Source organism: Nocardia sp. A7, assembly GCF_046549215.1.
In the GTDB taxonomy this organism is placed as follows: Bacteria; Actinomycetota; Actinomycetes; order Mycobacteriales; family Mycobacteriaceae; genus Nocardia.
This window is the reverse complement of the sequence record NZ_JAJPWE010000002.1, coordinates 1,263,236-1,286,376: the sequence shown is the minus strand read 5'-3', so window position 1 is coordinate 1,286,376 and position 23,141 is coordinate 1,263,236. Positions and strand designations below refer to the sequence as shown.

General features: G+C 69.0%; 8 protein-coding genes. 6 read left to right on the top strand and 2 right to left on the bottom strand.

The genetic code is table 11. The features are described from left to right. Nucleotides 1-153 precede the first annotated feature (153 nt). The 6 genes from ACLJPD_RS17340 to ACLJPD_RS17315 all read left to right on the top strand — a co-directional run bounded on the left by ACLJPD_RS17340 (nucleotide 154) and on the right by ACLJPD_RS17315 (nucleotide 4,300). Nucleotides 154-531 carry a BlaI/MecI/CopY family transcriptional regulator gene (locus ACLJPD_RS17340; protein ID WP_410873227.1) on the top strand — a complete coding sequence of 126 codons (378 nt, stop codon included), beginning with the start codon at nucleotides 154-156 and terminating at the stop codon, nucleotides 529-531. A gap of 69 nt (nucleotides 532-600) precedes the next feature. After that, entirely contained in the window at nucleotides 601-1,713 is a 1,113-nt protein-coding gene (locus ACLJPD_RS17335) for a winged helix DNA-binding domain-containing protein (protein ID WP_410873226.1), read from the top strand. Nucleotides 1,714-1,762: 49 nt separating this feature from the next. Then, entirely contained in the window at nucleotides 1,763-2,842 is a 1,080-nt protein-coding gene (locus ACLJPD_RS17330; protein ID WP_410873225.1) for a dihydrodipicolinate reductase, read from the top strand. Next, nucleotides 2,839-3,318: a carboxymuconolactone decarboxylase family protein gene (locus ACLJPD_RS17325; RefSeq protein WP_410873224.1), complete on the top strand. Its 480-nt coding sequence runs from the start codon at nucleotides 2,839-2,841 to the stop codon at nucleotides 3,316-3,318. The genes ACLJPD_RS17330 and ACLJPD_RS17325 overlap by 4 nt, the downstream gene beginning before the upstream one ends. 83 nt (nucleotides 3,319-3,401) lie before the next feature. Then, nucleotides 3,402-3,812: an NUDIX hydrolase gene (locus ACLJPD_RS17320; protein WP_410873223.1), complete on the top strand. Its 411-nt coding sequence runs from the start codon at nucleotides 3,402-3,404 to the stop codon at nucleotides 3,810-3,812. Continuing rightward, entirely contained in the window at nucleotides 3,809-4,300 is a 492-nt protein-coding gene (locus ACLJPD_RS17315) for a hypothetical protein (RefSeq protein WP_410873222.1), read from the top strand. Before ACLJPD_RS17320 ends, ACLJPD_RS17315 begins: the two co-directional genes overlap by 4 nt. Nucleotides 4,301-4,367: 67 nt before the next feature. On the opposite strand, the gene ACLJPD_RS17310 is transcribed toward ACLJPD_RS17315, so the two are convergent. Next, a complete protein-coding gene (locus ACLJPD_RS17310) occupies nucleotides 4,368-6,530 on the bottom strand; it encodes a molybdopterin oxidoreductase family protein (RefSeq protein WP_410873221.1) in 2,163 nt (720 codons plus the stop codon). Between the two features lie 114 nt (nucleotides 6,531-6,644). Further along, nucleotides 6,645-23,069, bottom strand: a complete 16,425-nt coding sequence (locus tag ACLJPD_RS17305) for an amino acid adenylation domain-containing protein (RefSeq protein ID WP_410873220.1) — start codon at nucleotides 23,067-23,069, stop codon at nucleotides 6,645-6,647. Between the last annotated feature and the right edge of the window lie 72 nt (nucleotides 23,070-23,141).

The window sequence follows — 23,141 nt, the reverse complement described above, 5'->3', positions numbered from 1 at the left end:
ACCGGGGTCTTGCCGCAAGCCCCGGGGTGCGCTATAGATTAGAGGTGGCAAGGAGTGGTTTTCCCTCCTTGCCATTGCCATGCTCGCGTCTCTCACCGAGGCCGTGCCGGTACTGTGAAGCCGGTTCGGGCAAGGTGAAGGAGTCAGTCGGCGGTGCGTGGTTTCGGGGATCTCGAGGCAGTGCTGATGGATCGGCTGTGGGATCGCGATGTGGACACGACCACGGTGCGCGAACTGTTCGACGAACTCGCGACCGAGCGCGACATCGCCTACACCACCGTGATGTCGACCATGGACAATCTGCACCGCAAAGGCTGGTTGGCCAGGGAGCGTGCGGGGCGCGCGTACCGGTACTGGCCGACGGTGACCCGCGAGGAATACAGCGCCCGGCTCATGCACGAAGCGCTCGGTGTCGGCGGTCGGTCCGACCTCGTACTCAACTTCTTCGTCGACCGGATCAGCGAGGACGAATTCGCGGGATTGCGCGCGGCGTTGCGACGCGTCGCCACCCGCCGGACCGAGGCGAGCTAGCCCGGACGTGTCGGAGTGATCTGATCTGATGGGGACGTCCAACGGGATCGGTCACGGGGATGGGGACGCATGCTGAGTGTCGGCTGGGATCAGGTGTTCGCCTGGCGACTGGGTCGTCAGTTCGTCGCAGCACCGACCGGGGGTTGTGCAGCGGATGTCGCGGCCAGGTTGGCCGGGGTGCAGGCACAGGTGGCATCGGCGGCCGAGACAGCCGTCGCGGTGCGTAGTTCCGATGCCCGTGCACGCGGGGTCGGCGAGGCGTTGGGCGCGGGCACGCTGATGAAGACGTGGGCGATGCGCGGCACATTGCACGCGATGGTGCCCGAGCAGGCAGCGGCGGCGCTGTCACTGATCGGCTCGGCCCGTACATGGGAGAAACCGTCGTGGCAGAAGACTTTCGGTGCGACCCCTGAGCAGGTGGCCGCCCTGGTGGAGGTGGTGTCCGGTGTCCTGGCCGATCAGGTCCTGACCCGCGACGAACTGGTCGACGCGGTGCTCGCCGAACCCGGCTTCGCCCACCTCGGCGAGCAGTTGCGGTCCGGGTGGGGTGCGGTGCTCAAACCGTTGGCCTGGCAGGGCGCGCTGTGCCACGGTCCTGCCCGCGGCAGCAAGGTCACCTTCACCGCACCGGCAGGCCGCACTCCCGGGTGGAAGGGCTTACCTGAGCCCGAGAGCGCCGCACCGACGCTGATCAGTGCCTACCTCGGCGCGTACGGTCCCGCGACGCCGGAGGCGTTCGACGCGTGGCTCAGCCGCAACAGCTTGCGCAAAACCGTGGTGCGTGGCTGGTTCGCGGCCATGGGCGCGGCACTGACCGAGGTCGACGTCGAGGGTCGCACCGGCTGGATTCCGAGCGAGTTCGCCGACGATCTCGCCGCGGCGAGACTCGACGGCCGCGTCCATCTGCTCGGCCCGTTCGACCAGTACGTGCTGGGGCCCGGCACCGGCGACACCGCGCTCCTGCCGGCCGAGCACCGGTCGAAGGTGAGCAGGACGGCGGGCTGGATCTCCCCGCTGGTGCTGCTCGACGGCCGGATCGCGGGCACCTGGGAACAGGTCGACGACGAGGTCGTGGTGTCGATGTTCGACGGGCGCAAACTCCCGAAGCGCACGCTGTCCGCGGCGGTGAACCGGTTCGCCGAGGCGACCGGCGCAGGCGGACTCGGGCTGCGCGTCGGCTGAGATTTCGGATACCCCGGACGGCGAACCAAGCGCTTGCTACGGTGGCTCGATGATCCCCACGATCGTCTGGGGCACCGGAAACGTCGGCCGCGCGGCCATCCGCGCCGTGGCTGCCCATCCGGCGCTGGTTCTCACCGGGGTGCTCGTGCACAACCCCGACAAGGTCGGCCGAGACGCGGGTACGCTCGCGGGCCTCGACACCGAATTGGGGGTGGCTGCCAGTGACGACATCGACGCGTTGCTCGCCGCGGGCCCGCGGGCGGTGGTGTACGCGGCCTCCGGCGACATCCGCCCCGACGACGCGCTCGCCGATATCGTGCGCGCGATCCGGGCCGGCGCCGTTGTCGTGACCCCCGCGCTCTACGCCCTCTACGACCCACGCAACGCACCACCCGAAATGCGCGGGCCGGTACTGGAAGCCATTGCCGCGGGCGGTGGTTCGCTGTTCGTCTCCGGGGTGGATCCCGGCTGGGGCAACGATGTGCTGCCACTGTTGATCAGCGGGCTCGCCGGCACCGTCGATGTGGTGCGCTGCCAAGAGATCTTCGACTACTCCACCTACGACCAACCCGACTCGGTGCGCTATCTCGTCGGGATGGGACAGCCGATGGACTACCAGCCGCCGATGCTGATGGCGAGCGTGCCGACGATGGTGTGGGGCGGCCAGATTCGGTTGATGGCCAGGGCGTTGGGTGTAGAACTCGACGAGATCACCGAAACCGTGGACCGGCGCGCCCTCGAAGCGACGGTGCAGACCGCGAAGATGGGCACCTTCGATGCGGGCACGCAGGGGGCGGTGCGGTTCGAGGTGCAAGGCATTGTCGAGGGGCAGGCGCGCATTGTGATCGAGCACGTCACCCGCATTCATCCCAGCTGCGCACCGGACTGGCCGACACCGCCCGACGGTGACGGCGCCCACCGGGTGATCATCGAGGGTTCGCCCCGCATCGAGGTCAGCGTCGAAGCGACCGATGAAGGCGGCAATCGTGCCGCGGGTGGAAACGCCACGGCGGTGGGCAGATTGGTCAATGCCATCGACTGGCTGGTCGAGGCCAAGCCCGGCCTCTATGACGCACTCGATGTGCCGCTGCGTGCCGCGGTCGGCAAACTCGGAAGGACATCACGATGATCATCGACATTCCCGAGGGCAAAGACCCCATCGGTTACGTGTGGGGCGAGATGGTGCCCGGGATCGGGGTCGCCGCGGCGGGGTTCTCGCTGTCGGTCTACGAGCACTCCACCCTCGGCCTGCGCGAGTTCGAAGCGGCCCGGCTGCGGATCGCCCAGATCAACGGGTGCCTGTTCTGTCAGGACTGGCGCACCGAACGCGACGGGCAGAAGGTCGAAGCGGAATTCCCCGAGGCCGTCACGGACTGGCGCACCACCGAACGCTTCGACGAGCGCACCCGGCTGGCCGCCGAATACGCCGAGCGCTATGCCACCGATCATCACGGTCTCGACGAACAATTCTGGGCCAGGATGTTCGCGCAGTACTCCCAGGCCGAGGTCGTGGAGCTGAGCATGAGCATCGGTTCCTGGCTGGCTTTCGGGCGGCTCAACCGTGTCCTCGGGCTGGACACCGTGTGCGTGCTGCCCGGCCACTGACCGCCGGTTGCGTCAGGCGTAGCTCGGCTGGGCGCGAGGGACTGGGCAAGCCTGTCGGGCCGGTGCCCACTATGCTGCGGGCCGTGGTTGAACCTGCGCAACAGCTCGTCGATACGGTGGCCTGGGTGCTGATCGAGAACGGTCGCATCCTGTGTGCCCGCCCGCGCGGTAAGGACGTTTTCTTCATTCCGGGCGGTAAACGCGAGGGCGCCGAGACCGACCTGCAGACCCTGGTCCGTGAGGTCGCCGAGGAACTGACCGTTGACCTCGCGCCCGAGAGCGCCGTCCACGTCGGCACCTACGAGGCTGCCCTCGCCGACGAGCACGACACCGTGGTCCGGATGGCCTGCTACACCGCCGACTATCGCGGCGTGCTCACCGCCAGCAGCGAGATCGAGGCGTTGGCCTGGTTCGGGTTCGGCGACCGCGATCTGGTCCCACCGGTCGACCAGTTGCTGTTCGACGATCTCGCGGCGGCCGGGTCACTGCGGTGATCGGCGCGGTGGCCCGGTCGGCGGTCTATGAACTGCTGGCGCTGCCACTGGCGTTCACCCGTGTGCGGACCCGGCTGCGGGTGCCGCGGCGTCTGCTGAGCGAACATGTCGGTGCTCACAAGCTTTCGCCGACGCGGTGTCTGGTCCAATCGGTGCTGTCCGGCGGCGTCGGGCTGCTCGGCTGGTTCCTCGCGATGCTCAGCGTGCTGGTTCTGGTGCGTGGCCTCGCCTATCCCCTGGTCACGGGCGACGATTACGAGAACTCGTGGGGCGGGCCCACTTTGGTGGGAGCGTGGGTGGTGCACGCGGTGCTCGGTGTGCTGATCGCGCCGGTGTTCCTCGCCATGATCGCGATGTTCGGCCGGTTGCAGCTGCGGTTGACCAGGACCGTGTTGGGTGGCGACCGATCGTGGTGGGCGATTCCGGCCGCGCTGGTCCTCGCGGCGGCGGGCGGGTTGTTCTTCGTGGCGTGGGTGCAGCAGATCTGACGGTCGCCGCACTCAGCGGCCAGGGACAAGTCGGCGTCGTCCTCGACAGTGATCTGGGTCGCGCGATTCAGGTGATGTCGACCGGGACTTTCGTCGGGCTCACCCTGACCCTGGTGTTGTTGACCGCGGCCGTGCCGGTCAGCGGATCTGTGTGGGTGGGGTCGTGCAGCAGGTTCACGTTGGCGCCCGGCCGCGAAGCGGCGACCGTCCAGCCGACACCGGGTTCGCGATGCCCCCAGCCATGCGGGATGGCGACCACGCCGGGGCGGATGTCGTCACTGATCTCGACCGGCACCTCGATCGTGCCGACCGCGGACTCGACCGTGGCCTGATCGCCGTCGGCGAGGCCGCGGGCGGTGGCGTCGACGGGATGCATGAGCACGGTGCAGCGGTCGCGGCCCTTCATCATCGAGTCGATGTTGTGCAGCCAGGAGTTGTTGCTGCGCAGGTGCCTGCGCCCGATGAGGTGCAGGTCGTAGTCGGTGGCCCGCACGGTGTCCGCGTCGGCGAGGACCGCGCGCACCTCGGCGAGCAGGTCCGGCGGTGTCAACGCCACTCTGCGGTCCTTCGTGCCGATCAGTTCGCGCAAGCGTGGCATCAACGGGCCGAGGTCGACTCCGCCTGCGGTGTTTCGAATCGTGTTGACCGTCAGGCCTTTCCGGCCCCGCCGCAGCACACCGTACGGGCCGGTGGCGATGGCGGCCGCGGTCAACCGCAGCGGGCTGAGCTGTTCGAAGACGCCGGTGAGCGCACGGCCGGTGATTGCCCGGGCAGGCAGCGGCACCACTTCGGTCACCAGGCGGGCCAGGATCTGCCAGTCCTCCAGCCCGTCGGCGGCCGGGGTGAACACTCTGGCGTCGAAGCGCGCGTTGTTGCGCACACTGAACACCGGGAACAACAGGTTGAGGTCCTCGCGTTCCAGCGGTGAGATCGGCGGCAGGATGATGTCGGCGTGGCGGGTCGTCTCGGTGACATACATATCGACCGCGACGTAGAAGTCCAGTGATTCCAGTGCCTCGTCGAGCTTGCCGCCCTGTGGGGTGGACAGCATCGGGTTGCCCGCGTAGGTGATCATGGCCCGGATCCGGTCGGGTCCCGGTGCGAGGATGTCGGCGGCCAGCGCTGCCACCGGCAGTTCACTGCGAAACGATTTGTGGGTGCCGGAGCGGTCGGTCCAGGCGCCGTAGCCCATCGGCAGGTACTTGCCGTAGCGGGCGGCGTCGACGGGTGGCGTCGCGAACATCTGGCCGCCCGCGCGATCGAGATTGCCGGTGACCGCGTTGATCGTGTTCACCAGCCAGTGGGTGATCGTGCCCGTGGTCTGCAGGCACACCCCGATCCGCGCGTACAGCACTGCCGACGGTGCCGCGGCGTGGTCGCGGGCGAGGCGGGTGATGGTGTCGGCGTCGACACCGGCGTGCGGTGCCATGAGTTCGGGTGTCGTCGCGGCGACCAGCTCACCGAGCTGATCCAGGCCCGAGCACTGCGCGCGCACCGCCTGCTCGTCGCAGAGTCCCTCGGTGAGCAGCACGTGCAGCATGCCCAGCAGCAGGTACACGTCGCCGCCGGGCCGCACCGCGACGTGCTCGTCGGCCAGTCGTGCCGTTTCGGTGCGCCGCGGGTCGATCACCACGACGGTGCCGCCACGCGCACGCACGTTCTTGATGCGCAACTTCGCGCCCGGCATGGTCGAGATCGATCCGTTGGACACGGCCGGGTTGGCGCCGAGCACCACGAGCCGGTCGGTGCGGTCGATATCGGCCACCGGCATGAGCACGTTGGCGCCGAACATCCGCCAGGCAACGAATTCCTGCGGGAACTGGTCGATCGAGGAGGCGGAGAAGAAATTGCGGGTGAGCAGCGCTATTCGCAGCAGGGCGCCGTACATCACCGAGGAACTGTGCGCGGCCGGGTTACCCAGGTACATCCCGATCGCGCTGGGTCCGTGCGCCGCGCGCACCGCCCGCAGCCGCTGCCCGATCTCGCGGAACGCCTCGTCCCACCCGATCGGTTCGAAGGCGTCGCCGACCCGGCGGACCGGGGTGCGCAGGCGGTCGGGGTCGTGGTGCAGCCCGCCCATCGCCGTGGCCTTCGGGCAGATGTAGCCCTTCGAGAGCACGTCGTCGGGGTTGCCTTCGATGCGGGTGACCTCGGTGTCCTCGACCGTCACCAGAATTCCGCAGTGCGCCTCGCACAGTGTGCACTGTCGCGCGATCGTCGTACTGTTCACAGTTTCCCCGCTCTCACCGAACCACTCGACCCACGGTAACCCGGTGACCGGCCTCACAGATCCGCCTACGGGCGGAGATTTTCCGTGACTCGAGAGTCAGCGCAGCAGAGACTGTCACGGCGAGTCCCGCAGCACCGCGGCGATGGCGGTGAGGGCGTGGTCGTCGGTCATTCGCCAATGCGTCGCCGCCACCGGGTGATTGCGGACGGGGCCGGTGGTCGCGTCGGTCCACGACGACGCGCCGGTGGTGCCGGTGGGGTCGTCGTGGGCCGCTGTGAAATAGGTGATGGTGCCGTCGAAGCGGCGGGGGCGGTAGGCGGCGTCGAGGGCGACCGATGTGATCGCCGCGTCGACGATCCGGTCGACGCGGGCAGGGTCGAGCGAGGCCTGGGGGGCGGACCGTTCACACAGGGTTCGAGCCAGGTGGCGGAGGTCGACCGGCTCGTCGAGGTCGTCGGCGTGGGCGAATCCGCCGAGCAGGTCGGCGGTGGTGACGGTGGTCGCGATCGCTGTCGATGCCGATGCCGACGACAGGGTGCTGTCCAGCATGGCCAGCACGGCGACCTCCTCGCCGTCCTCCTGGAGTTGCACGGCCATGGCGTGGGCGATGACGCCACCCAGCGACCAGCCGAGCAGGTGGTACGGGCCTTCGGGTTGCACGGCGCGGATGTGCTTGAGATAGAGCAGGGCCCACTGTTCGATCGAATCAGGAAGGGGCTCGGTCGAACTCAGGGCCGGTGACTGGAGCCCGTAGAGCGGGCGGTCGAGGTGGGCGGCGAGGCCGCCGAAGGACCAGGCCAGGCCGCTGATGGGGTGGACGCAGAACAGTGGCTCGCCGGTGCCGTCGGTGCGCAAGGGCAACAGGATGTCGAAAGCGGCGTCGGTGCCGGCGCTGTCGGTGCCGTCGGCGCGCAACGCGGCCACGATGCCCGCGGGGGTGGGGGTGGTGAAGATCCAGGTGACCGGGATGGGCGCGGCTGTCGCGGTGCTGAGTTGGGTGGACAGGCGGGTGGCGCTGAGGGAGGTGCCGCCGAGTTCGAAGAAGTGGTCGTCCATGCCGACGCGGTCCAAGCGCAAGATGTCGGCGAAGATGTCGCAGACGGTGTGCTCGATGGCGGTGTCGGGGGCGCGGTAGGTGCGAGTGGCCAGCTCAGGGGTCGGCAGGGCGGCGCGGTCGAGTTTGCCGATGGGGGTGAGGGGGACTTCGTCGAGGACCATGATCGTGGTGGGGACCATGTGGGTCGGCAGTGCGCGGGTTGCCCATTGCACGAGGCTGTCCACGGTGATCTCGCGTCCCTGTTGTGCGACCACGTAGGACACCAATACCGTTGCCCCGGTCTGGTTCTCGCGGCCGATGGTGACGGCGAAGCCGACGTCGGGGTGCGAGGCCAGCACGGCGTCGATTTCCTCGAGTTCGATGCGGTAACCACGGATCTTGAGCTGGAAGTCGGTCCGGCCACGGTATTCGAGTTCGCCGCGCTTGTTCCATGCGGCGAGGTCGCCGGTGCGGTACAGGCGGGTGCCCGGGTGGAACGGGTTGGCGACGAAGCGTTCGGCGGTGAGGTCGGGGCGGGCGAGGTAACCAGTCGCCAACTGGGCGCCCGCCAGGTACAACTCGCCCGGAACACCCGCGGGGACCGGGCGCAGGCGAGCGTCGAGGACATAGACCTGGCTGTTCCAGACCGGTGTGCCGATCGGGACGGTGGTCGTGTCGGTGGCGCTCACCCGGTGGCTGGTGATCGAGACCGCGGCCTCGGTGGGGCCGTAGACGTTGAACAGGGCGGTATTCGGGGCCGCAGTGGCGAATCGGCGGGTCAGGGCGACCGGAAGGGTTTCGCCGATGGCCAGGACGCGCCGTAGTGACGGCGGCAGTTCTTCGGTGAGCAGGGTGTCGAGCATCGAGGGGACGACGTGCAGGGTCGTCACTTCTTCGCGTCGGATCAGCTCGGCGAGATAGGCCGGGTCGCGGTGACCCTCGGGTGCGGCCAGGATCAACCGACCGCCGCAGACCGCCGCGGACCAGAACTCCCAGACCGACAGATCGAAGGTCGCGGCCGTCTTCAGCAGCACGCTGTCCTGTGCGGTGAGGTCGAATTCCTCTGTCTTCCAGCGCAACTGGTTGACGATCGCAGCATGCGAGACCGCCACACCCTTCGGGCGGCCGGTCGATCCCGAGGTGAAGATCACGTAGGCGGTGTTCGCCGGGCGCAACGGTGCGCGGCGGTCGCGGTCGGTGATCGGGGCGGGGCTGTGTGTCGACAGGTCCAACTGGTCGATGACGAGAACGGGGGTCGTCGGACCGGACCCGTTGACTGCGGGCGAATCGGTGGCACCGAGCCAGGTCTCGGCGCCGGTGAGGATCAACAGCGGCGCCGCGGTGTCCAGGATGTACCGGGTGCGTGCTTGCGGCTGGTCGGGGTCGATCGGGACGTACGCGCCGCCTGCGGTACTGACCGCGTACATCGCGACGACCAGGTCGATCGATCGGCGCAATGCCAGTGCCACCGGAGTTTCCGGGCCCACCCCGGCCGCGATGAGGTAGCGGGCCAGGCGGTTCACCCGGGCGTCGAGGTCTGCGTAGGTGAGACGGATGTCGTCGGCGACCAGGGCGACGGCATCGGGGGTGCCCGAGACGGTGGCGTCGAACAGGGAGACGAGGGTGGCGGTCGGATCTGTTCGGCGCGCGGTCCGGTTCCAGGTGTCGAGGATCTGGGTGCGTTCGGCGGGAGCCAGCAGGTCGATGGTGTGTAGCGGTGCGCCGGGGGCGGTGACCACCGCGCTGACGAGGCGGGTGAGGCGGTCCAGGAACCCGTGCACTGTGCTCGCGTCGAACAGGTCGGTGGCGTAGGTGCAGTAGCCGGTGATGCCGGCGGGGGAACCCTCGGCGGTGTAGCGGTCGGCCAGGATCAGGTGCAGGTCGAACTGGGACAGCTCACGGTCGAGCTCCACCGACGACACCCTCGTGCCGGGCAGGTCCATCCGCACCTCGGCCAGGTTCTGGAACGACAGGCCGACCTGGAACAGCGGGTGGCGGGCAGTCGAGCGGGCCGGATTGAGGACTTCCACGAGTCGTTCGAACGGGATGTCGGCGTTGGCGAAGGCCGCCAGGTCGGTATCGCGTTGGCGGGTCAGCTGTTCGGCGAAGCTCGCGTCGGCGTCGACCCGGGTGCGGAAGACCAAGGTGTTGACGAACATGCCGATCAGGTCGTCGAGGACGGCGTCGCCGCGGCCTGCGACAGGGGTGCCGATGGCGATGTCGGTGGTGCCCGACAGTTCGGCGAGGACCACCGCGAGAGCGGTGTGTACGGCCATGAACAGCGTCGCGCCGTGGGTGCGGGACAGTTCGGCGAGGGCGGCGTGGGTGGCGGTGTCGACAGTGAAGGGAACTCGGCCGCCCGCATAGGACTGGATCGCCGGACGTGGGCGGTCGCGCGGTAGTTCGAGCTGGTCGGGTAGATCTGCCAGGGCCTGCTGCCAGTAGGCGAGTTGGGTCGCCGACATCGAGGTGGGGTCGGTTTCGTCGCCGAGCAGGGTTCGCTGCCAGATCGCGTAGTCGGCGTACTGCACCGGCAACGGCGCCCAGGTGGGGGTCTGTCGTTGTGCGCGTGCGGTGTAGGCGATCACGAGGTCGCGGGTGAGGGGGCCGCCGGAGAAGCCGTCACCGGCGATGTGGTGCACGGCCATGGCCAGGACGTGGTCGTGCGGGCCCAGTTCGAACAGGGTGGCGCGCAACGGGACTTCGGCAGTGACGTCGAAGACCGTCGAGACCAGTTCTGTCACGGCGGATGTCACATGGTCGTCGGTGTCTGCGCTCGGGCCGTGGCCGGTGTAATCGGTGTCGCGGACGAGCGTGGCGACCTGGAGGTGCGGCACGGCCGGGTGGTCGACCGGCAACACGATCTGCGCCGGTGCGTGCTCGACGGTCGGGTAGATCGTGCGCAGGATCTCGTGGCGGGCGATCAGATCGGTGAATGCCTGCTGCATGGCGGTGGTGTCGAGCGCGCCGGTCAGGCGGAGCACGACCGGGATGTTGTAGGCGGCGGTCGCGGTGTCGAAGCGGTTGAGGAACCACATGCGCTGCTGGGCGGGCGAGAGCGGGATGTGGTCCGGGCGCGGTCGGGCCTGCAGGGCGGGGCGGTGGGCCGCGCGGGTCAATCCGGTGATCTCGTGCGCGCATGCGGCGACGGTGGGTGCGGCGAACAGCACGCGCACGGGCACCCGGATCTCGACCGCCGCGCTCAGGCGCGCGGTCAGGCGGGTGGCGAGCAGCGAGTTGCCGCCCAGGTCGAAGAAGTTGTCGTCGGCGCCGACGCGTTCGGCACCGAGTACCTCGGCGAAGATCTCGGCGACCGTTCGTTCCAGACCGGGCGCGGGCTCGCGGTAGGTGCGTGTCGCGAACTCCGGTGTGGGAAGCGCGGTTCGGTCGATCTTTCCGGTGGCCGACAGCGGGATGCGGTCCAGGACGACCACGGCCGCCGGGACCATGTGGGCGGGCAGCATCGACGCCGACCAGCGTGCGATGGCATCGGGATCGATGTCGCGGCCCGTCACATACGCGACCAACGCTGTTTCACCGGCAGGGTTCTCGGTGCCGAGGGTGAGCGCGAAACTCACCTGTGGGTGGCGCATCAGGACGGCATCGATCTCACCCGGTTCGATCCGGAAACCGCGGATCTTGAGCTGGAAGTCGGTGCGGCCCAGGTATTCCAGCTCGTAGGTGTCACCGTGCACCCAGCGGACGAGATCGCCCGTGCGGTACATGCGTTCGCCGGGTTCGGCCCAGGGGCAGGCGACGAAACGGTCGGCGGTCGCGGCGCCGCGACCACGGTATCCGCGGGCCAGCGCTGGGCCAGCCAGATACAGCTCGCCGCAAGCGCCTACCGGGACCGGGTGCAGGCGGGCGTCGAGCACCACCGCGCGCATGCCGGGGACGGGGCGACCGATGGTGACGCGGTCGCCGGCGCGCAGGGATGCGTAGGTCGCGCCGATGGTGGCCTCGGTGGGGCCGTAGCCGTTGAGGAAACTGCGGCCGGGTTGCCAGGTGGCCAGCAGGTCGGGTGTGGTGGCCTCGCCGCCCGCGGACACGCACCGCAGCTCGGGCAGGGTTGCCGGGTCCAGGGTGCTGAGCAGGGCGGGGGTGATGATCGTGTGGGTGACCTGCTCGGTGCGCAGCAGGTCGGCGAGGTCGGTGCCTCCGAGGGTGTCCGGTGGGGCGATGACCAGGGTGGCACCGTGATGGAACGCGGTGCCGATCTCCTCGATCGACTGGTCGAAGCTCGTCGAGCAGACGTGCAGCATGCGGTGATCGTGGCGCAGTCGCATCAGTGCCGCCGAGTGGGCGATGAGGGCGCCGAGGCCGGTATGGGTGATCGCGACGCCCTTGGGGACGCCGGTGGTGCCGGAGGTGTAGATCATGTACGCGGTGTTGTCGAGGCGCAGGGGTGATCGTCGGTCGCGGTCGCGTACCGGGGTCGCCGCCTTCGCGACGATGCGGGCCCGGACTGTTGTGTCGTCGAGGACCAGCCAGCGCACTGATGCGGGGAGTCCGGTCGCTCGCGCGGCGACGGTGAGGCCCACTGTCACACCGGAGTCGGCGAGCATGTGACGGACGCGGTCTTCGGGGTAGTTCGGGTCGACCGGCAGGTAGACACCGCCTGCTTTGGCGATGGCCCACAGGGCCACGATCGAATCATAGGAGCGAGGGATCGCGCAGGCGACCACCGTTTCCGGGCCGACTCCGTCGGCGATGAGGGTGCGCGCCAGGCGCGAGGATTCCGCGTCGAGAGTGCCGTAGGTGTGGTCGGTTCCGTTGTCGCGCACGGCGATGCGATGTTGGCCGAACCCGGTGCCGCGGACCAGGAGCGCGGGCAGGGTGCCGGTTGTCGTGGGTACCGGACCGTCGCCGAGGTGGGTCAAGAACGTGTACTCGGCGTGGTCGACCAAGGGCAGGTCACCGGCCGGGGTTCGTGGGTCAGCGGCGATCGCGGTGAGCAGGCGGACCAGGCGCCCGACGAAGGTGTCGGCCGCGTGGTCGTCGAAAAGGGTTCGGGCGAAAGACATCTCGATCGTCGAGTGTGAGTTGGCCTCGACCACCGTGAAGGCGAGTTCATGAGTCGGCTCGGTGCTCTTGCCTGTCAGGGGCGGGATGCGGTCGGACCGGACCTCCACCGACACCTGTCCCAGGGAGCGCGGCTCGACACCGAGCAGGGCGACGAGGTCCGCGAGGGGGATGCCCGCGTGAGCCAGCGCCCGGTTCTCGGCTTCGTCGGCTTGTTCGAGCAGGTCGAGAAATGGTACGGCGAGATCGATTGCGTTGCGTAGCAACAGGTCCGGGGTGACGACGCGGATCACGATGTCGTCGGAGGCGGTGAGTCGCGCGAGGAGCACGGCCACGGCGGTGCGGATCAGCGACTGCCTGCTGACGTTCGCGGCGTCGGCGAGTTGGTGAAGTTCGCGGTGCACCGTCGCGGGAATCGAAGCCTTGGTGCGTCCGTACGGGTTGTCGTGGGCGAGCGAGCTTGCGGGCCGATGGTCGCGCGGCGTGGATGCGAGGTGCGGTCGGGTGGGTAGGTCGGCCAGGGTTCGGCGCCAGAACCGGGATCGGGTGATCGGGTCGGTCGGGTCGGTGGCGAGTTGTTCGGTGATGGTCGTCGCCGCAGTGTTCGGTGTCGCGACGACGGCGTCGATGGCGGTGCGAAGGCGGTCTGTCACCGCTTGGGCGACGGCATCGGAGACGAGGTCGCGCCGATATTTGATCTGCACCTGGGTGCGGGCGCCGAGGAAGACCAGGACCGTGATCGGGTAGTGGGTGTGGTCGGCGCCTCGGAGGTCGTCGATGCTCAGGTTGTCGAGGGCGCCGCCTGCCTGTTGCAGGCCTTCGACGTCGACGGGGTAGGACTCGAACGCGAGCATAGTGTCGAACAGTTCACCCAGGCCCGCGACCCGCTGGATCGCGCCGAGGCCGAGGTGGTGGTGATCGAGCACGCCCGCTTGCTCGGCCTGAACTGCGCGGATCAGGTCACCGACATTGTCGCCGGGCTCGATGCGGACACGGACGGGGATCGCGTCGACGAACAACCCGATCATGTCGCCGACACCGTCGAGCTGCGGCGGGCGGCCCGACACCGTGGCGCCGAACACGACGTCCTCGCGCGCGGTGCTCGCGGCGACGACCAGGCCCCAGGCGGTTTGGAACACGGTGTTCGCGGTGACCTCGGCGGCCGCGGCGAAGGTGGTCAGTTCGGCGGTGCGCGCGGCGTCGAGGTCGAACTCGCACAGACCGTAACCGGTTCCGGTCGCGGGCGGCCAGGTCAGTTCGGGGGCGATCATGGTCGTCTGCACACCGGCGAGAACCTCGGACCATGCGCGCTCGGCGGCCGTGCGGTCCTGGCGGGTGAGCCACTCGAGGTAGTCGCGGTAGGGGCGCACCGGCGGGAGCGGGGTCGCGTCGCCGTGGGTGGCGTAGAGGACGAGCAGTTCCTTCATCAGCAGCGGCATCGACCAGCCGTCGAGCAGGATGTGATGGCCCGTCAGCACGAGGTGGCTGCGTCCGGAACCGGTGGTGTACACCGTGAAACGCAGCAGCGGCGCGATGGTCGGGTCGAAGCCGGCCTGCTGATCGGCGGCGAGCAGGGCGGGCAGCTCGGCGTCGGCGGCCGCGACGATCCGCAACGGTGCTTCGACGGTGTCGGTGACGAGCTGGACGGGGGTGCCGTCGGGGGTGGTGATGAAGGCCGAGCGCAGGTTGGCGTGGCGCTCGAGTACGGCCGCGGCCGCGTGGCGCAGCCGGTCGGTGTCGAGGTCGCCGGTCAGTTCGGCCATGAGCTGGATGACGTAGGCGTGGACCGATTCGTCGAGCATGTCGCCCAGCGCGAGCAGTGAGTGCTGCAGCGGCGAGAGCGGCAGCACGTCCGACAGCCCGGGGTGGGTGCGCCGCCAGGTGTTCAGGTCGGCTTGCGAGACCTGGACCAGCGCGACGTCGGACGGGGTCAGCCCGCCCGCGCACGGGTGCAGGGTGTGGTCGGCCAGGGCGGTGAGCCAGCTCGTCCAGTCGTCGGCGAGTTCCTGGACTTCGGACTCGGTCAGGATGGCGGTGGCGTAGCGGAAGTTCGCCTGCAGTCGCAGGCCGGTGTCGGTGGTGACGGCGATCGCGTTGATGTCGAGAACGGTGTGCGCTGGCAACGCGGGGTCGTAGTCGACCTCGATATCGCCGAGATCGGCGGTGGGCAGCCACGCGGTGTCGTCGGTGGGCCCGGCGGCGGTACTCGCGCGGCCCAGGTAGTTGAAGCCGATCTGGCCGATGTTGCCGGACAACAGGTTCCGTGTCTGTGGTGCCTGGCGCAGCAGGCCGAAACCGATGCCGTTGTCGGGCACGGCCAGCAGTTGCTCCTTGACGGTGCGCACCGTGGCGGCGAGGGCTTCGTCGTCGAAGGTCGCGGGCGTGATGGCGGACAGGTCGATGGCAACGGGGTAGACGGTGGTGAACCAGCCGACGGTGCGGGTCAGATCGGCGCCGGGGACGGCGTCTTCCTGGCGGCCGTGACCTTCCAGGCGCAGTCGCAGCGTGGGGGAATCGACGCCGCGGCGGGCGCGCCAGACGCGCACGGCCAAGGCCAGTGCGGCGAGCAGCGCGTGGTCGGCGCCCGCACGGTAGCGGGCGGGCAGGGTGGTGAGCAGGGGTTCGGTGATCTCGGCCGGGAGCTGGACCGTGATCGAGCGCATCGTCGCCTCGGTGTCGAGGCGACTGTCGACCGCGCGGGTGCCGAGCAACGGGTCGGGGGTGGCCAGGACCTGCTGCCAGTGGTTGAGTTCGGCGGTGCGGTCGGCGGTAGCGAGGCCGTGTGCCCAACGGCGGAACGAGGTGCCGACCGGCGGCAGGGCGATCTGGCTGCCCGCGGCGTACTGGGACCAGGCGATGACGAGATCGGGGAGCAGGATTCGCCAGGAGACGCCGTCGATGACGTAGTGGTGGGCGGCGACCGCGAGGGCATCGCGGGCACCGTGCCTGCGGATCCAGGTGAAGGCGATCATGCGGGCTTCGGCGGGATCGAGGGCGGACAGTGCCGAATCCATTGCAGCGCTGCCGATTCGGGTCAGGTCTTCTGCTGTCGAGGCGTCGACCTCTGCAATCAGGGAATCCACGTCGATGGCATGCGGTGGCAGGACTTCGAGCTGCCATGTCCGGCCGTCTCGGCGCAGGCGGGAGCGCAACATGTCGTGGTGGCGAACGACGGCGGCGATGGTGGCGACCAAGCCTGAGCGGTCGATGGTGTCGGGGAGGGCCAGCACCATCGTCTGGGCGAAACGGTCGCTCGAACCAGTGGTCAGGAAATCGGCCAGCACCGGAGTCAAGGCGATCTCGCCGATGCCGCCACCGGGCAGTTCGGCCAGTATCGGCGTGTCCGGGCTGTCGAGTGCGGCGATCTCGGACAGCTTCGCCACCGTGCGGTGTTCGAAGACGTCGCGGGTGGTGAAGACGATGCCCGCGGCGCGGGCCAGTGAGACCAGCTGGATCGACAGGATGCTGTCGCCGCCGATCGCGAAGAACGAGTCGTGCGCGCCGACCTCCGGTACGCCGAGGACGCGGGCGAACAGTTCGGCCAGCAGGGTTTGCATCGCGCCCGACGGCGCGGCGGCGGGCGCCGTCGCGGTGGCCGGTGCGGGCAGGGCGGTGCGGTCGAGTTTGCCGTTGGAGGTCAGGGGCAGGTGGTCGAGGACCACGATCGCGGCGGGCACCGCGTGCGCGGCCAGACGGTCGGTGGCGTATTCGGTGAGCGCCTGCGGGTCGGCCGAATGCCCCTGTTTAGCAAGGACATAGGACACCAGCGAGGTCGAACCGGACGGCGTCTGCCGACCCACGGTCACCGCGAACTCGACGTCGGGGTGTGCGACGAGCACCGCATCGATCTCGCCGGGTTCGATGCGGAAACCGCGCACCTTCAGCTGGGTGTCCGCGCGGCCGAGATAGTCGATGTCGCCGGTGTCGCGACGGCGCACGAGATCGCCCGTGCGGTACATGCGGGCGCCGGGGGCACCCCACGGATCGGGGACGAAGCGGGCCGAGGTCGTCGCCGGCTGATTGCGGTAGCCGCGTGCCAGCGCGCGCCCGGTCAGATAGAGCTCGCCGGTGACGCCCGGCGGTACCGGGTTGAGGCGGGCGTCCAGGATCATCGCGTGCGTGCCCTGCACGGGCGTGCCGATCGAAACGGGTTGTCCGGCAGTGAGTTCGGCGTAGGAGGAAATGATGGTGGTCTCGGTGGGGCCGTAACCGTTGAGGTAGCGGCGGCCGGGCTGCCATTTCGCCAGCAGCTCCGGAGTCGTCACGTCGCCGCCGACAGACAACGATTCCAGTGCGTCCAGACCGGTGGGATCCACGGTGCCGAGGACGGCGGGGGTGATGATGGCGTGGGTGACCGACTCGGCGGCCAACAGGTCGGCGAGTTCGACACCGCCTGCGACGTCGGACCCGACCACGACCAGGGTCGCGCCGGTGGAGAAGGCGCACAGCCACTCGAGCACGGACGGGTCGAACCAGGGCGAACAGATGTGCAGGAAGCGGTGATTCGACGCGAGACGGTAGCGGCGCACGGCCTCGTCGACGAGCGGCGCCAGGCCGGTGTGAGTCACGGTGACGCCCTTGGGCAGGCCCGTGGAACCGGAGGTGTAGATGATGTACGCGGGGTGGTCGACGCGCAAGGGCGCGAGGCGGTCCGCGTCGGTGATCGGGGTGGTGGGGTGCGTGGCGCCTGCTCGGTCGAGGTCGTCGAGCGTCAGCCAGCTCAGGCTGTCGGGGAGGTCGTCGAGGTGTGCGGTGGCGGTGATACCCAGTGCCGCGCCCGAATCGGTGACCAGGTGCTGGAGACGGTGCGCGGGGTTGCGCGGGTCCATCGGCACGTACACCCCACCTGCCGCGGCGATAGCGAGGGCGGCGACGACCATGTCAGCCGATCTCGGAAGGGCAACGGCGACAGCGACTTCGGGGCCGACCCCGCGCGTGATCAGTACGCGGGCGAATCGAGCGGTCCGCTCGGAGAGTTCCCCGTAGGTGATCGAACGTCCCTCGTGACGGACGGCGATCCGGTCGGCGCCCAGTGCGCTACCGCGCGCGACGAGGCTGGGCAACAGAGCGTCGTCGAGGTGGGGGTGCGCGGTGCGCGCGGTCAGGGTCGCTTCCTCGACAGCGCTGAGGATCGGAAGGTCACCGACGCGGGTGTGCGGGTGCTCGATCGCGGCGGTGAGCAGGCGAATCAGGCGTTGCGCGAACACCGCCACGGTCTCCTGGTCGAACAGTGCACTGGCGTAAACGAATTCGGCGGCGATACCCTCGGCGGATTCGGTGGCACCGGTAGCACCGAGACCAACGGCCTGTCGGTCGTCACCTAGAGATGTTCGGTCATCGGCATCGCCTGACCGGAGGTGCTCGCCGACGAACTCACCGGACTGCGAGAGTCCCGGGACACGCAGCGACAGAACGAGATCGCGTGCGATCACCTCCGTGTTCGGACGTGCCTGAGTCATCAGTGCGAATCGCACCACGGACCGTTCACCGCCATGACGCGCGAACGCCCGGCGTGCGCCTGCGGTTGCGTCGGCGATCAGTTCCTCGACTTCGCCACTGCCGGCAACGTGCAGTCGCAGCAGCAGATCGGTATCGGGAGACTGCGGGCACGGGGTGTCGATGGCGATGTCGTCGGTGCCGGACAGTCGAGCGAGCAGCACCGCGAAAGCCACGTGCACCAGGCTGAAGGTCGTTGTCTCGCGAGACCGGGCGAAGTCGCGCATGCGCTGGTGAAGATCAGCGGGTATCTCGAAAGCGACACGGGCATCGGCGGTGACGGGCGTCGTGGGACGGGCGCGGTCGGCCGGGAGTTTCAAGTCCTGGGGCAGGTCTGTGAGAACACTGCGCCAGTAGGCAGACTCCGCGATCGGGTCGTTGCGCTGGTCCAGGGTGTCCTGGAGTTGGGCGGGGGTGTGGTCCGGTGTGCGGACCAGGGTGTCGAGGGTGATGCGCAGGCGTTGGGCCAGGGCTTCGGCGACGGCAGGGTCGATCAGGTCGAGGCGGTACTGGACACCGACGCGAATCCCTTCGCCTACCTCGACGCCGACCGCGACCGGGTAGTGCGTGGCATTGGCGGCCTGGACGTCGACGATCTCGAGGCCGTCGATCGAGCCGTGGGCGCGCTGCATTCCCTCGGTGTCGACGGGGTAGGACTCGTAGGCCATGAGGGTGTCGAACAGCTCGTCCGCGCTCGCGGCCCGCTGGATGTCGGCGAGGCCGAGATGATGGCCGTCCAGCAGGGCGATCTGTTCGGACTGCAGCTGCGACAACAGGTTTCGCAGCGGTTCGACCGGGTTGTAGCGGACTCGCACAGGGATGGTGTTCGCGAAAAGGCCGACCATGCCGTCGACACCGTCCAGCTGCGGCGGACGGCCCGAGACCACCGCGCCGAAGACGACGTCGTTGCGGCCGACCGCGCCGGCCAGCACCAGACCCCACGCTGCCTGGAACACGGTGTTGACCGTGACGTCGTTGGCCGCGGCGCAGGTCGCCAGGTCGTGGGCTTGTGCCGGTGACAGGTCGATCGCGCACATGCCATGGCCCTCGGTCTGCTCGGTCGGGGGTGAGACCGCGGCGGTGAGCAGGGTCGGCTCGTGGCCGGACAGCGCCTCACGCCAGTTCCGCAGCGCGGCGGAACGGTCCTGGTCGGCGAGCCAGGCGAGGTAGTCGCGGTAGGGGCGCACGCGTGGAAGTACCGCGGGGGCGCCGTCGGTGGCGTAGCAGAGCAGCAGTTCCTGCATCAGCAACGGCATCGACCAGCCGTCGACCAATAGGTGGTGCGCGGTCAACACCAGATGCATGCCGTCGGCGCGCCGGTACAGCGTGAAGCGCAGCAGCGGTGCTGTGGCGAGCTCGAAACCGATCCGGGCTTCGGAGGACAGGAAGCGGTCGGCGTCGCAATCCTCGGTGTCGACGATGTGCCACGGCACCGTGACACCCTCGGCCACGAAACCGACCGGAATGCCCGCCGACGACGAGCCGAAGGCGGTGCGCAGGATCGCGTGCCGGTCGAGAACCGCCTGAGCTGCCCGTCGCAGTCGGTCGGTGTCGACCTCGCCCGCCAGCTCGACAGCCAGCTGGACCAGATACGGGTCGGCCGGCGACACCTGGGCCAGGAACATCAGACCGAGCTGCAACGGTGCCAACGGCAGCACATCGGTCAGGCGCGGACGTTCGCGATGCCAGGTGTCGAGTTCTGCCTGGGTGACCTGGACCAGGGGAACATCAGCGGGGGAAAGGCCACCTGCTGCGGGGTCGCGCAGGTGGTCGGCGAGAACCGACAGGGCCGCGGTCCAGTCGTCGGCCAGTTCCCTCACCGATTCCTCATCGATGATCTCGGCGGCGTAGGAGAACGACGCACGCAATTGCAGACCGGCGTCGGTGCTGGTGGCAAGCGCGTTGATGTCGACGACGGCGGCAGCGGGCAGCGCCGGGTCCTGCTCCGCGACAGGCTCACCCCAGTCGGCGGTGGGTAGCCAACTGTGGTCTGTGCGTGTGTCGGCCACGTCGCCCGCGGAGATCCGGCCCAGATAGTTGAAGCCGATCTGGCCCAACGTGCCCTCGAGCTGCGCCGCCGATTCCGGGTCCAGATGGCGGAGCATGCCGAAACCGATGCCCTTGTGCGGCACCGCGCGTAGCTGTTCCTTGATCGCTTTGACCGCGGCGGCCGTGGCGCTGCCACCGTGCCACGCGGCATCACTGTCGACCTCGCTCAGGTCGAGTGCGACCGGGTACATGCTGGTGAACCAGCCGACCGTGCGAGTCAGGTCGGCGCCGTCGACCGCGGACTGCTCGCGGCCGTGGCCCTCCAGCCGGACCCGGGTCGCCGGCGCGTCGACACCACGGCGGGCCCGCCACGAGCGCACAGCCATGGCCAAGGCGGCGAGCAGGCCGTCCTCGGCGCCCGCGCGGTACACGGTCGGCAATTCGGTCAGGGCCGCCTGGGTGATGTCGGCGGGTACCTCGACGCTGATGGTTCGCACGGTCGACGCGGTATCGGCGGGGCCGAGCGGCCGAGCGCCCAGCAGCGGGTCTGGCACCGACAATGTCTGCTGCCAGTGCGCCAGTTCCTCGCGCCTGGTGGCCGCTGCCTCGGTCAGGCCGTGCGCCCAGCGTCGCAACGATGTACCGACCGGCGGCAGAACCACCCGTTGACCGACCTGCGCCCAAGCGGCGACCAAGTCCGACAACAGAATTCGCCACGAAACACCATCGATCGCCGCGTGATTGGCCGCCACGACCAGCCCGTCCGGGCCGTCCTCGCGGACGAGCCACGCGAAGCCGATCATCCGGTACGCCTGCGGATCCAGCGACGCCAGCACGGATTCCATCGCGGTGTCGGCGAAGCCACCGAGGTCGGCGCCTGCCGGAACATCGACACGGGTGAGCAGGTCGTTCACATCCACCGCGGCCGGCGGCAGGACATGCAGCTGCCACTGACCGTCGACCTGCCGCAGACCGGCACGCAACACATCGTGGTGATCGATCACCGCGGTGAGGGTGTCCACCAAGCTATTTCGATCGATACCGGCGGGCAGGGCGAGCACCATCTGCTGGGTGAACCGGGCGAACACCCGCCCACCGGCCAGCGAGGCGGCCAGCACCGGGGTCAGCGGCATCTCGCCCACACCACCACCGGGCAGTTCGGCCAAGGTGGGCGCGGACTCCGCGCCGAGCACCGCCACCCGCGCCAACCCGGCAACAGTTCGGTGCTCGAACACCGCCTGCGGGGTGAACGAGATGCCGGCGTTGCGCGCTCGCGACACGAGCTGGATGGACAGAATGCTGTCGCCACCGGCGGCGAAGAACGAATCCTCGGCACCGATCTGCTCCAGACCTAGGATCTGGGCGAACAGTTCAGCGATCGCGGTCTCGACCGGACCCTCGGGCGCGCGCGAACCGACCGCCCCGAAAACCGGTGTGGGCAGGGCATTGCGGTCGAGCTTGCCGTTGGGGGTCAGCGGGATCGCGTCGAGGGTCATCAGGACGGTCGGCACCATGTGACCGGGCAGCGAGGTGCCGACGAAGCGGGCAACTTCCTCGGTGTCGATCGAAATACCGTGCCGGGGCAGCACATACGACACCAGCACGGTCGCGCCCGAGTCGGCCTTCGTGCCGAGCGTGACCGCGTATTCGATGTCGGGGTGGGCGGTGAGGGCGGCGTCGATCTCGCCGAGTTCGACCCGGAAGCCGCGAATCTTCACCTGGAAATCGGAGCGGCCGAGGTATTCGAAATCGCCCTCCGGGGTGCGCCGGACCAGATCGCCCGTCCGATACATGCGGGCGCTGGAGAAGGGTGAGGCGACGAACCGTTCAGCGGTGAGAGCGGGCCTGCCCTGGTACCCCTGGGCCAAGGCGGGGCCGGACAGATACAGCTCGCCCGCCACACCCGCGGGAACCGGGCGCAAGCGCGAATCCAGCACTGTCGCACCGACTCCGGCGAAAGCAGAACCGATCGTGATCGGCTGACCGGGCAGCAGTTCGGTGGTGCCGGTGGCGAGGATGGTCGCCTCGGTCGGGCCGTAGCCGTTGAAAAAAGCACGGTTGCCCGCCCAACGGTCGACGAGGGTCGGGCCGAACGCGTCGCCCGCCACGACGACGACCCGCAGTGCGTCGAGGTCGTGCGCGTCGACGGACTCCAATGCGGCCGGGGTGATCAGCATGTGGGTCACCCGCTCGCGGCGCAACAGCTCGGCGAGTTCGTGACCACCGAAAACCGTCGAGGGTGAAACAACCAGCGTGGCACCGGAATTGAACGTCAGCAGCAGCTCGAGCACGGAGACGTCGAAGTTCGGCGAGCACACATGCAGGACCCGGTCGCCGGCGCCGACGGAATAACGTTCCCTGGCCGCCGCGACCAGGGCGCCAAGACCGGTGTGGGTGACTACGACACCTTTGGGCCGACCCGTCGAGCCCGAGGTGTAGATGACATAGGCCGGGTGCTGATCGGTCAGCGGACGGACGCGGTCGAGATAGGAGACCGGATGGGCAGGGTGCGCCGCGATGCGGTCGGAGGTGGCCGGGGCGTCGATGTCGAGCCACTCGACGGAGTCGCCCAGCTTCTCCCGATGGGCCGCACAGGTGAGTCCGAGGATCGTGCCGGAGTCCTCGAGCAGGTAGGCGATTCGCTCCGCGGGCAACGCCGGATCGACGGGAACATACGCGGCGCCGGTCTTCGCCACCGCCCACACCGCCGCCACCGATTCGACCGACCGGGTGAATCCGAGCGCGACGACATCGCCGGGGCCGATTCCATGCGCGAGCAGATCTCTGGCCAGTTGTGACGAGTACTCGTCGAGTTGGGTGTAGGTGAGCTCGCGACGTTCGCCGTCGATGGGGGAGTAGGACACGGCAACGGCATCGGCCGCGGTGTCGACCGCCGCCGTCAGCAGCTGGGTGAAGAGGGGAGTACTCGACTTCCGATTGCCTCGACCGCGCGGCGCACGACGAGCTTCACGGGGAGAGGTGCGCACTTCACGCATTCGAGTACAACATCCTTCAGCTATCCGGCCCACAGCTCTGCGATGACCCACGAACCCTGTCGGATTCGGCCT